We start from the raw sequence: 11,883 nt of genomic DNA, 5'->3' as shown, positions 1-11,883 counted from the left end.
TGGTGCGCCGCCTGGACGCCGAGACCGGCGACCCGGACGTGCTGCCCTCCTCGCACGCCGCGCTGCTCGCCCGGCTGCCCGCCGAGGCCCGCCGGACCTTCCGGCAGCAGGTGCTCGGCGCCGTCATCGGCTACGACCGCCGCTACCGCAGCGACCTGCTCGGCACCCTCGACCGGTTCCTGGCCTGCTCGGGCTCCTGGACGGCCTGCGCGCGCCTGCTGAACCTGCACGTCAACACCCTGCGGTACCGGATCCGCCGCATCGAGGAGCTGACCGGCCGCGACCTGTCCTCCCTGGACGACCGCGTCGACCTCCTCCTCGCCCTGCGCTCCTGACCCGGTCGCCGTCCGGAGACGGCCATCCCGGCGTCCCCTCCCGCTCCGGCGGGTCCGCCGCCTTCAGCAGGCCGGACGCCCGGGAAGGGCACGGCAGGTTGGCCTGATCCGGTCTCGCATCCCGGCAGCGCCGTGCACCGGGTGTTGACCCTTTCATTCGCTCCCGGAATATTTCTCTGTCATAAGGGATGGCACGAGGGTCGCAAAAGCGACCGTGTCATCGTCCGATGACGGGGAGTCATTGATGTCGAAATTCGTCAAGGCGGCCGTTTGGGCGGCGCTGGTCACGGGGTTCGCGCTGCCTTCCGCCGACGCGCTCGGCAAGACGGCGACGCTGTCCGGTCGCGTGAGCCAATGGGCGCCGGCCGCCGGCAAGGCCGGTAGGACCGGCCTTCAGGACCTCGGCAAGAAGCAGTGGGTGAAGGGCGAGTACAACCGCTACAGCAGCGGCGGCAAGAAGAAGACCCTGTGGAACAAGTCCGGTTACCGGACCAAGGTGTACTCGGGGAACGGATCCCGCATCACCAAAATCCACCCCTGCGAGGAGTACGACTGGAAGCCCGACAAATGCACGGCCTGGGTCAAGGTGAAGGGCTGATTCTTTTTCCGGCCGCCCCTTATGGCGGGCGGTCGCGGGCGGCGCACGGCTCCGAGGGAAGCGGGGGAAGGCGAGCATGGTCGGTCCGGTGGTGCGGGCGCGGGGCGTGCGGTACGCGGTCGGGGGGCGGGTGCTGCTGGACGGCGCCGGGCTGGACGTGCCGGCCGGCGGGTCGGTGGCGGTGAGCGGGCCGAGCGGGAGCGGGAAGTCGACCCTGCTGATGTGCCTGCTCGGGCTGGTCCGCCCCGACGCCGGGGAGATCGCGGTGGCGGGCGCCGACGTCACCCGGATGTCCCGGCGGGCGCTCGCCGAGCACCGCCGCCGCACCATGGGCATGGTCTTCCAGTTCGGCGAGCTGCTGCCCGAGCTGACGCCGGTGGAGAACGCGGCGCTGCCCGCCCTGCTCGGCGGGACCGGGCGCCGCGCGGCGTACGCGGCCGCGCGGGAGCTGCTCGTCCGGCTCGGCGTCCCGGTGGAGGGGACGGCGACCGGTCTGCTGTCGGGCGGCGAGCGGCAGCGCGTCGCGGTGGCGCGGGCGCTCGCCGCCGGCCCGGCGGTCGTGCTCGCCGACGAGCCGACCGGCGCCCTGGACGCCGAGGCGCGCGAGGCCGTCGCCGACCTGCTGTTCGCGCTGCCCGCCGAGCACGGCTGCGCGCTGGTGGTGGCCACCCACGACCCGGCCGTCGCGGCCCGCGCGGACGAGCGCCTCGTCCTGCGCGGCGGCCGGCTCTCCGCGGAGGCGGCCGCGTGAGCGGGCGCGGCCTGTCCCGCCAGCTCCTCGGGATCGGGCGGGCCGCCGGGCGCGGCGCCCCCGGCGGGCGGCTCCGGTTCGTCGCGCTGCTCCTCGCCGCCGCCGCGCTGACGGCGGTCGCGGCGGCGGCGGTCGGCGCGGCCGCGATGTACCACGGGCGCGACGTCCGCGACCGGGCGCGCGGCCCGGTGCCCGCCACGGCCCGGCATCCGGCGACCGTGCTCTGGTCCGACCTGGACGAGGCCGCCGGCGACGTCCCGCACTGGATCGTCTACGTGGAGCCGCTGACCCCGGACGCAGCGCCGCCGCCCGGCGTGCGCGCCTGGCCCGCCCCCGGAGAGGTGCTGCTGTCGCCCGCGCTGGCGGCGGCCGGCGACGGCGTCCGGGAGCGCTACGGCCGGTACGCGGGGACGATCGGCGCGGCGGGCCTCGCCTCGCCCGCCGAGCGGCTCGCCTACGTGCGCCCCCGGCACCCGCCGGCGGGTGCCGAGCGCCGCTCGTGGGACGCCGCAGCCGGGTTCGGCCGGGCCTACGGCCTCGGCGAGGCCCAGGACCCCGAGCCGCTGCCGATGCTGCTGCTCGCCCTCGGCGGCCTCGCCGGGGTGCCGGCGCTGGCGCTGGCGACCGTCGCGGCGCGCTGCGGCTCGGCCACCCGCGACCGCCGCACCGACCTGCTGCGCGCGCTCGGCGCGCGGCGCCGGCACCGGGCGCTGATCGACGTCGGGGAGGCCGCGCCGCCCGTGCTCGCCGGGACCGCCCTCGGCCTGCCGCCGGTCGCGACGGCGCTGGCGGTCCCGGTCCGGCTGCCGATCACCGGCTACGTCCTCGCCCCCGGCGACCTGCGGGCGGCGTGGCCGCTGCTCGCCGCCGCCGTCGCGGCCGCCCCCGCGCTGCTGCTCGCCCTCGTCGTCGCGCTCGCCCCGGCGGCGCCCGGCGGCGGCACCCGCCCGCGACGGTTCGCCGAGCGGGTGCCGCGCCGCCGCCTCGCGGCGTGCGGCGCCGCGTTCGCGGCGGTCGCCGGCAGCCAGTACCTCGGCGGCCGCACCGGGCTCGTCGTGTTCTCGCTCGGCACGCTCGGCCTGTGGGCCGCCGCGCCCTCGCTCGGCGCGATGCTGAGCGGCCGCCTCGGCCGGTCCCTCGCCCGGCTCGGCCGCCGCGCCGGACCGCCCGGCCTGCTGATCGGCGGCCGCTGGACGGCCGCGCACCCCGGCGTCGTCGTCCGCCTCGCCGCCGCGACCGCCATCGGGCTCGGCCTGATCGTGCAGCTCCAGGTGTGGACCAGCCGGCTGAACGACGAGGCGGCGGCCGCGCACGCCACCCGGGACCGCATCGGCGCCGCCGTCCTCACCGTGGACGCCGGCGCCTTCGACCCGGCCGCCGTCCGCGCCTTCACCGCCCGGCTGCCCGCGGGCTCGCGCGTGCTCACGCTCACCGAGGGCGGGACCGGCCCGGACGTGATCGCCGGCGGCTGCGCCGACCTTCGCCGCGCGCTGCGGCTGCCCTGCACGGCCGCGCCCGCCGCGCTGCCGTTGGACGGCGACCCCCGTGTCCAGGAACTGCGGAAATGGTACGGCGAGAACGGCATCGCCGCCCGGACGGCGCCCGCGCGCGCCCGGCCGCCGGACGCGCTGCTGGTCGTCGCCGACCGGGCCGCGCCCGACCAGGAGCGGCGGGTCAAGCGCGCCGCGTTCGCCGCGCTGCCCGCGCCGCGCGTCCAGACGCTCGGCGAGACCTGGATCCTCGGCGTCGACCGCTACGTCCGCACGGGCCGCTGGCTGCTGCTGTTCGGCTCCTGCGGCCTCGCCCTGCTGCTCGCGGCCGCCGGGGTCGGGGCGGCGGCGGAGTTCCTGCGGTTCGGGCCCGCGCTCGCCCCCGTCGCCGTCCTCACCGGGCGGACGCGGGTCTTCCACGCCGTCGCCTGGTGGCACCTGTCGGTGCCGCTGCTGGTGACGACCCTCGTGGGCGGGGCGGTGACGGCCTGGGACGGCCTGCTGTTCGTGTCGGTCGTGCGCGACGGCCACCTGGACTGGGGCGTCCTCGCCGCCGCCATGGCCGGCTGCGCGGCGGCGGCGGTCGCGGTCGGGGCCGGCGGCGGGCTCGCCGCCGCGCGGGCGGCGCGGCGGTGGCGGCCGGTGGCGGACTGAGGCGGCAGGATGTGAGGATCGTCTCTTCGTGCGGGCGCGCGGGGGCGGGAGGGACCGAAGCGGACGCGGGTGGCGGGGCCGTCACCGTCCGCCTCATTCGCGACATGCGGGCGATGTGGTCCGACGAGACACGATCATCTGCTGGAATCTTCTCTTGTGCCGGCAGGGTCCTATCGTCTCGTGCGGCGCGCCGGAAACCTCAGCACCGCCGCGCCCGACCTCGACGAGCAGCAGCGCCGGGTCGTCGAGCACGGGGGCGGCCCGCTCCTCGTGCTGGCCGGGCCCGGGACCGGGAAGACGACCACGATCGTGGAGGCGGTCGTCGACCGCATCGAGAACCGCGGCACCGACCCCGAGCGCGTCCTCGTCCTGACGTTCAGCCGCAAGGCCGCCGAGGAGCTGCGGCACCGCATCACCGGGCGGCTGCGCCGCACCACCCGCTCGCCGCTGGCGATGACGTTCCACAGCTACGCCTACGCGCTGCTCCGCCGCGACGCGGTGCTGAACGAGGAGTTCGCGCCGCGCCTGCTGTCCAGCCCCGAGCAGCTCCTGGAGGTGCGGCGGCTGCTGGAGGGCGAGCTGGCGGACGGCGCGCAGGGCTGGCCCGTCCGGCTGCACGCGGCGATGAACACCCGCGGCTTCGCCGAGGAGGTCCGCGACTTCATGATGCGCGCCGCCGAGCGTGGCCTCGGCGGGGAGCAGCTCGTGGACGCCGGGCGCCTGCGCGGCCGCGACGACTGGCTCGCCGTCGGCGGGTTCATGGACCGCTACGTCAGCCGGTTCGCGCTCGACCCGACGCCCATCTACGACTACGGCGAGCTGATCCGCATCGCCGCGCGGCTGCTCGCCGAGGACGAGGTCCGCATCCTGGAGCGCGACGCCTACGACGTGGTGTTCGTCGACGAGTACCAGGACACCGACCCCGCGCAGGAGGAGCTGCTCCGCCACCTGGCGGGCGACGGCCGCGACCTGGTCGCCGTCGGCGACCCCGACCAGTCGATCTACGGGTTCCGCGGCGCCGACGTGCGCGGGATCATGGACTTCCCGCGCCGCTTCCCGACCATCGACGGCGACCCCGCGCCCGTCGTCGCGCTCCGCACCGGCCGCCGGATGGGCCGCGAGATCCTCGCCGCCACCCGCCGCGTCGCCAAGCGCCTGCCCGCCGGGTCGGCGATCGCCGCCGAGCACCGCGCCCTGCTCACCGCCGACGACGCCGAGGACGGCGAGGTCCACGCGATCGTCGCCGACTCCGAGAGCCAGGAGGCCGCGCTCGTCGCCGACGAGCTGCGCCGCGCCCACCTGCTCGACGGCGTCCCCTGGTCGGACATGGCCGTCCTCGTGCGCAGCGCGACGCTCCAGGTGCCGCCGCTCCGCCGCGCCCTGTCGCAGGCGGGCGTGCCCGTCGTCGTCGCGGGCGACGAGGTGCCGCTCATCGGCGAGCCCGCCGTCCGCCCCGTCCTGGTGCTGCTGCGCGCGGCGCTGAAGAAGGCGTTCCTGGACGCCGAGGTCGCCGAGGAGCTGCTCACCGGCCCGCTCGGCGGCGCCGACGCGCTCGCGATGCGCCGCCTCAAGCGCGCCCTGCGCGACCTGGAGGAGCTGTCGGGCGGCGACCGGCCGCTGCACGAGCTGATGGTCGCCGCGCTGGAGGACGCCCGCGAGCTCATCGCCGTCCACGAGAAGGTCCGCGCGCCCGCCGAGCGCGTCGCCCACCTCATCAAGACCGCCCGCGACACCGCGGCGGGCGGCGGCTCGGCCGAGGACGTCCTGTGGGCGGTCTGGCAGGAGTCCGGCCTCGCCGACCACCTGCTGGAGCGCAGCGCCCGCGGCGGCACGCGCGGCACCACCGCCGACCGCGACCTGGACGCCGTCGTGGCGCTGTTCGACCACGCCGCCCGGTTCGTCGACCGGCTCCCGCAGGCCGGTCCCGAGCTGTTCGTGGAGGACCTGGCCGCCCAGGAGATCGCCGCGACGACCCTCGCCGAGCACGCCCCCGAGGGCGACGCCGTCAAGATCATGACGGCGCACCGGGCGAAGGGCCTGGAGTGGGAGGTGGTCGTCCTCGCCGGCGTGCAGGAGGGCATCTGGCCCGACCAGCGCCTGCGCGGCTCGCTGCTCGGCGTCGCCGACCTCATCGAGTACGCCGCCGGCAGCGACCTGCCCGGCGAGGAGGGCGAGGGCGCCGCCGGATGGGCGCTCGCCGCCAAGGCGATGGACGAGGAGCGCCGCCTGTTCTACGTCGCGGCGACCCGCGCCCGCCGCCGCCTCGTCGTCACCGCGATCGGCGGCGACGACACCGAGGAGCGCCCGTCGCGGTTCCTGAGCGAGCTCGTCCCCGGCGCGCTGGAGCAGTCGCAGCTCGACGTGAAGACGCGCTGGCTGTCGCTGTCGTCGCTGGTCGCCGACCTGCGCGCGACCGCCACCGACCCGGCGCGCCCGCTGCCGATGCGGCGCGCCGCCGCCGGGCACCTCGCCCGCCTCGCCCGCGCCGGCGTCCGCGGCGCCCGCCCCGAGAACTGGTACGCCATCACCGCGCTGTCGGACACCGGCCCGGCGTTCGACGAGGACGAGACGATCTCCATCTCGCCGTCGCAGGTGGAGACGTTCACCACCTGCGGCCTGCGCTGGCTGCTGACGTCCGCCGTCGGCGCGCAGGAGGGCGGCCCGAACGAGTTCGCCACTATGGGCAAGGTCGTGCACGCCGTCGCCGAGATGGCGGGCGCCGACGCCTCGGTCACCGAGGTCGACGTCGCCGGCCGCCTCGACGAGATCTGGAACGACCTGGACTTCCGCGCCGCCTGGTACTCCGAGAAGCAGCGCGAGCAGGCCGCCGTCATGGTCGACAAGTTCCTCGCCTGGCACCGCGACAACCCCAACGAGATCGTCGCGCTGGAGGAGTCGTTCAAGGTCGACCTCGGCCGCGTCGTCATCAAGGGCCGCATCGACCGGGCCGAGCGCGACGCCGAGGGCCGCGCCGTCATCATCGACATCAAGACCTCCAACCAGCCGGTCGCGCCCGGCGACATCGCCCGCAACCCCCAGCTCGGCGTCTACCAGTACGCCGTCATGCTCGGCGCGTTCGAGCGGCACGGCCTGCTGGAGCCCGGCGGCGCCAAGCTCATCCAGGTCGGCAAGGCGTCCTACACCGGTAAGGTGCGCGAGCAGGAGCAGCGGCCGGTGTCGGAGGACCCCGACCCCGAGTGGCCGAAGAAGCTCGTCGAGATCGTCGCGACCGGCATGGCCGGCGAGGTCTTCCAGGCGCGCGCCAACGAGAAGTGTCGGAGCTGCCCGGTACGGTCCTGCTGTCCGGTCCAGGACGAGGGCGGCATGACGGGGGGGTTTTGATCACACCGGGCGAGCTCGCCGCGCTGCTGGAGATCCCGCCGCCGACCGACGAGCAGGCCCGCGTGATCGAGGCGCCGCTCGCGCCGATGGCGGTCATCGCCGGGGCCGGGTCCGGCAAGAGCGAGACGATGGCCGCCCGCGTCGTCTGGCTCGTCGCCAACGGCTTCGTGCGGCCCGAGCGCGTCCTCGGCCTCACCTTCACCCGCAAGGCCGCCGCCGAGCTCGGCGTCCGCGTCCGCCGCCGCCTCGACACGCTGCGCGAGGCGCTGCCCGCCGCCGACCTGGAGCGCCTCGGCGGCGAGCAGATCTTCGACGGCGAGCCGATGGTGTCGACCTACCACTCCTACGCCGCCCGCCTGTTCGGCGACCACGCCCTGCGCGAGGGCCTGGAGCCCACCATGCGGCTCATCTCCCCGGCGGTCGCCTGGCAGATCTGCTCGCGGGTGGTGGACGCCTACGACGGCCCGATGGACCACGTCGAGTGGTCGCCCGACACCGTCACCAAGGCCGTCATGGACCTCGCCGGCGACCTGTCGGAGCACCTGCGCTCCACCGACGACGTGCACCGCGTCGGCGACTGGCTGGCGGAGCGCCTCGCCGCCGTCGCCAAGCCGCTGAAAGCCCAGCGCGACATCCTCGCCCGGCACGCCGTCCGCATGGAGCTGATGCCGCTGGTCATCGCCTACCACGCGGCCAAGCGCAACCGCGAGGTCGTCGACCACGGCGACCAGATGGCGCTCGCCGCCCGCATCGCCTACAACCACCCGCAGGTCGGCATGATCGAGCGGTCCCGGTTCTCGGTGGTGCTGCTCGACGAGTACCAGGACACCAGCCAGGCGCAGCTCGTCCTGCTGCGGTCGCTGTTCGGCGGCGGGCACCCGGTGACGGCCGTCGGCGACCCGTGCCAGTCCATCTACGGGTGGCGCGGCGCGAGCGCCGGCAACCTGCGCCGCTTCGCCCACGACTTCCCCCTCCAGGGCCCGAACGCCGCCGGGCACCCGACGCCCGCGCCGATCCGCCAGCTCAGCCGCAGCTTCCGCAACGGGGAGCGGATCCTCGACACCGCCGCCCGCATCCAGGGCGTGCTGCGCGCCGAGACCAGGGAGGTGCCCGTCCTCGTCCCCGGCGCCGGCCGCGAGGCGCGCGGCCGCGTCGAGGCGGTGCTGCTGCCCACCGTCCGGGACGAGGCCGAGTGGATCGCCGACCGGATCGTCGCGCTGATGGCGGGCGACCCGGCCGTCGCGCCCGACGGCGGCCCCCAGTCCGAGCCGCTCCGCTACGCCGACATCGCCGTGCTGGCCCGCAAGCGCTCGCAGTTCCCGCTGATCCGCCGCGAGCTGGAGGCGCGCGACATCCCCGTCGAGGTCGTCGGCCTCGGCGGTCTGCTCACCACGCCCGAGGTGCAGGACGTCGTCGCGACGCTGCGCGTCATGCACGACCCGACGTCCGGGGCGTCGCTCGCCCGCATCCTCACCGGGCCGCGCTGGCGGCTCGGCCCCCGCGACCTCGTCGCGCTCGGCCGCCGCGCCCGCGCGCTCGCCCAGGAGTCCGCCCGCGACGTCACCCCGCCCGAGGGCGCGGGCGTCCCCGGCCCGGACGACCCCGCGCCCGGCGGCGACCCCCTCACCCAGCTCGTCGCCGAGCTGAACCAGGAGACCGGCAGCCTCGTCGACGCCCTGGACGACCTCGGCGACCCGGCCGCGTTCTCGCCCGAGGGGTACGGCCGGCTCCGCCGCCTCCGCGACGAGCTGCGCGGCCTGCGCACCCAGGTCGGGCTGCCGCTGCCCGACCTCGTCAACGAGGTCGAGCGGGCCCTCGGCCTGGACATCGAGGTCGCCGCGCGCTCCGGCCTCGACCCCGTCACCGCCCGCGCGGACCTCGACGCGTTCATCGACGCCGCGTCCGACTTCGCCGGCGACGCCGAGGAGGCCACCCTCGGCGCGTTCCTGGCCTACCTGAAGGCCGCCGAGAGCGAGGAGTTCGGCCTGGCCGCCGGGCGCGTCGGCGACAGCGACAGCGTCAAGCTGCTCACCGTGCACGCCTCCAAGGGCCTGGAGTGGCCGGTGGTGTTCGTGCCGGGCCTGTCCTATACGCCGATGCGCAACGGCGGTCCCGCCAAGGGCTCGATCTTCCCGTCGCCGCCGCAGAACGCCACCCGCTGGACGGCGAACCCGCGCGTCCTGCCGTTCATGCTGCGCGGCGACCACGTCGACCTGCCCCGCCTCGCCGGCCTGGAGAAGGACGACCTCGCCGCGTTCGACGCCGCCTGCGCCGACCGCGAGCTGCTGGAGGAGCGGCGCCTCGCCTACGTCGCCGTCACCCGCGCGTCCGCGCTGCTCGCCGTCACCGGCTACTGGTGGGGCGCGTCGGGGCGCGCCCTCGGCCCGTCGCCGTTCCTCACCGAGGCCCGCGAGACCTGCCTGGCGGGCGCGGGCCGCGTCCGCCAGTGGGCCGACCCGCCCGGCGAGGACGAGCCCAACCCGCTGCTCGCCGCCGACGAGGAGGCGCAGTGGCCCGCGCCGCCCGGCGCGCACGGCCGCGACGCGGGCGCCCGCGCCCGCTACGAGGCGACCGTCGAGGCCGCCCGCATGGTCGACGACGCCATGACGGGCCGCCCTCGCCCGTGGGCGGGCCACGAGGGGTTGCAGCAGCCCGACCGGGCCCGCATGTCGGCGTGGGCGCGCGACGTCGAGCTGCTCCTCGCCGAGCGCGACCGGGGGCGCGGCGGCGACGGCCTCACCGTCGAGCTGCCCCCCAACATCACGGTGTCGTCGCTGGTCACGCTGTCGAAGGACCCGGCGGCGCTGGCCCGCCAGATCCGCCGCCCGATGCCGCACCCGCCGTCCCCTTACACCCGGCGCGGCACCGCCTTCCACGCCTGGCTGGAGTCGCGCTGGGGGCAGCAGCGGCTCCTCGACCCCGACGAGCTGCCCGGCGCCGCCGACGAGGGCGCCGACGGCGAGGCCGAGCTGCTCGCCCTCCAGCAGCGGTTCGAGGAGTCGGAGTGGGCGGCGCGCGAGCCCGTCGACTTCGAGGTCCCCTTCGAGACGATCATCGGGGACCGGCTCGTGCGCGGCCGCATGGACGCGGTGTTCCGCACCTCCGACGGCGGCTACGAGGTCGTCGACTGGAAGACCGGCTCGCCGCCCCCGGCCTCGGAGGCCGCGCACATCGGCGTCCAGCTCGCCGCCTACCGGCTCGCCTGGGCGGGCCTCGCGGGCGTCCCGGTCGAGCAGGTCAGCGCCGCGTTCCACTACGTGCGCGCCAACGCCACCATCCGCCCCGCCGACCTCCTCGACGCCGCCGGCCTCGCCGCCCTCCTGGACACGGTGCCCGCAGGCTAGGTGATTCGGACCACGGGCCACTGGTCACCGCCACGCGTTTCGTGGATGATCCCGGACAACCCCTGTCAGCTCTCGGCACACGGAGGCGGCGTGACGGCGACCCACGGCGAGAAGATCGTGCAGGAGTTCTCCAAGCAGGCGGCCACGTTCGCCGACCCCCGCGTGAACGTCGGGTTCACCCGCCACCTCGACCGGCTCGTCCGGTTCATGGATCCCGAGCTGGACCTCGACGACGTCGTCCTGGAGGTCGCCGCCGGCACCGCCCTCGTCGCCCGCGCCCTCGCGCACCGCGTCCGGCACGTCACCGCCCTCGACCTCACCCCGGCGATGCTCGCGCAGGGCAAGCGGGAGGCCGACGCCGCCGGCCTCACCAACCTGACGTTCACCCTCGGCGACGCCGCCGCGCTGCCCTACCTGGACCGCTCGTTCACCCTCGCCGTCACCCGCTTCTCCCTGCACCAGGTCGCCGACCCGGCCGCGGTCGTCCGCGAGATGGCGCGGGTATGCCGGCCGGGCGCGGCGCTCATCGTCGCCGACATCGTCCGCCCCGAGGGCCTGGACGCCGACCCCGACGCCATCGAACGCCTGCGCGACCCGTCCCACAACACCCTCCTCACGGCCGCGCAGATCACCGACCTGCTCGCGTCCGCCGGCGCTGAGGTCAAGCGCACCGACACCTTCGACTTCGTCCGTCCAGTGGAGCCCTGGCTCGCCCTGTCCCACACGCCTTCCGGCTCCGCCGACCGCATCCGCGAGGCTCTGTCGGCCGAGGCCGACGGCGGCCCGGCGACCGGCATGCGCGCGACGCGCCAGGACGGCGAACTCCACTTCACCCACACGAACGCCTTCTTCCAGGCGATCGTCGGGTAAGCCGGGCACCTTTTTTCGATCAGACGTTCGCCGAAGATCGCTCAGGTGTTCTAAGGTTCCGAACATGAGTTCCAGGGACGCCTCCGGACGCGAACCGGCCGCCCTCGCCATGCGCATCGGCGTCGTCGCCGCCGAGGCCGCCCTGGCGACCTTCGCCCGCAACCTCGACCTGGACGACCTCGCGAGCGGCGACGTCGACTTCCAGGGCGCCATCTCGCCGTCCGAATGGCCCGTCTTCTCCCTGGTCATCGACACCCTCGCCGAGGCGTCCCCGGGCGACGACCGCCCCCTGGACGAGCGCCGCGCCGACGCCCTGAACGACCTCGCCCGCATCTGCCTCGCCGCCAAACAACGCGCCACCGCCGTAGCCTGACACCCTCACCCCGGCCGCTTGCACCCCGCACCAGCCACCCACAACCCCCAACGGCCCCGGCCCCCAGCGCCCCCGGCTCCCAACGCCCCCGGCCCCCAGCCCCCCCCGCCCCCCCCCCCCCCCCCC

At 76.0% G+C, this 11,883-nt stretch carries 7 protein-coding genes and 1 pseudogene; all 8 read left to right on the top strand.

All coding sequences use genetic code 11. The features are described 5' to 3' along the window. Nucleotides 1-131: 131 nt before the first annotated feature. Nucleotides 132-335: pseudogene (locus tag K1Y72_RS37700) on the top strand (PucR family transcriptional regulator); the annotation flags it as partial. A gap of 244 nt (nucleotides 336-579) precedes the next feature. Continuing rightward, on the top strand, nucleotides 580-933 hold the full coding sequence (locus tag K1Y72_RS02795; protein ID WP_220162937.1) for a hypothetical protein: 354 nt from the start codon (nucleotides 580-582) through the stop codon (nucleotides 931-933). A 76-nt stretch (nucleotides 934-1,009) separates the two neighbouring features. Continuing rightward, nucleotides 1,010-1,684 (top strand): ABC transporter ATP-binding protein, encoded by a 675-nt coding sequence (locus tag K1Y72_RS02790; RefSeq protein WP_220162936.1) that lies wholly within the window; start codon nucleotides 1,010-1,012, stop codon nucleotides 1,682-1,684. Next, a complete protein-coding gene (locus K1Y72_RS02785; RefSeq protein WP_220162934.1) occupies nucleotides 1,681-3,828 on the top strand; it encodes a hypothetical protein in 2,148 nt (715 codons plus the stop codon). Before K1Y72_RS02790 ends, K1Y72_RS02785 begins: the two co-directional genes overlap by 4 nt. A gap of 180 nt (nucleotides 3,829-4,008) precedes the next feature. Further along, nucleotides 4,009-7,170, top strand: coding sequence for an ATP-dependent helicase (locus tag K1Y72_RS02780; protein ID WP_220162932.1), 3,162 nt, complete (start codon nucleotides 4,009-4,011; stop codon nucleotides 7,168-7,170). Beyond that, complete coding sequence (locus K1Y72_RS02775) at nucleotides 7,167-10,514, top strand: ATP-dependent helicase (protein ID WP_220162930.1); 3,348 nt, start codon at nucleotides 7,167-7,169, stop codon at nucleotides 10,512-10,514. Before K1Y72_RS02780 ends, K1Y72_RS02775 begins: the two co-directional genes overlap by 4 nt. Nucleotides 10,515-10,604: 90 nt before the next feature. Further along, nucleotides 10,605-11,384 (top strand): class I SAM-dependent methyltransferase, encoded by a 780-nt coding sequence (locus K1Y72_RS02770; RefSeq protein ID WP_220162928.1) that lies wholly within the window; start codon nucleotides 10,605-10,607, stop codon nucleotides 11,382-11,384. Between the two features lie 64 nt (nucleotides 11,385-11,448). Beyond that, nucleotides 11,449-11,757 (top strand): hypothetical protein, encoded by a 309-nt coding sequence (locus K1Y72_RS02765; protein WP_220162926.1) that lies wholly within the window; start codon nucleotides 11,449-11,451, stop codon nucleotides 11,755-11,757. Nucleotides 11,758-11,883 lie beyond the last annotated feature (126 nt).

It is taken from the genome of Actinomadura parmotrematis (assembly GCF_019458805.1).
Lineage (GTDB): Bacteria > Actinomycetota > Actinomycetes > Streptosporangiales > Streptosporangiaceae > Spirillospora > Spirillospora parmotrematis.
This window is presented reverse-complemented; position numbering and strand designations above follow the sequence as displayed.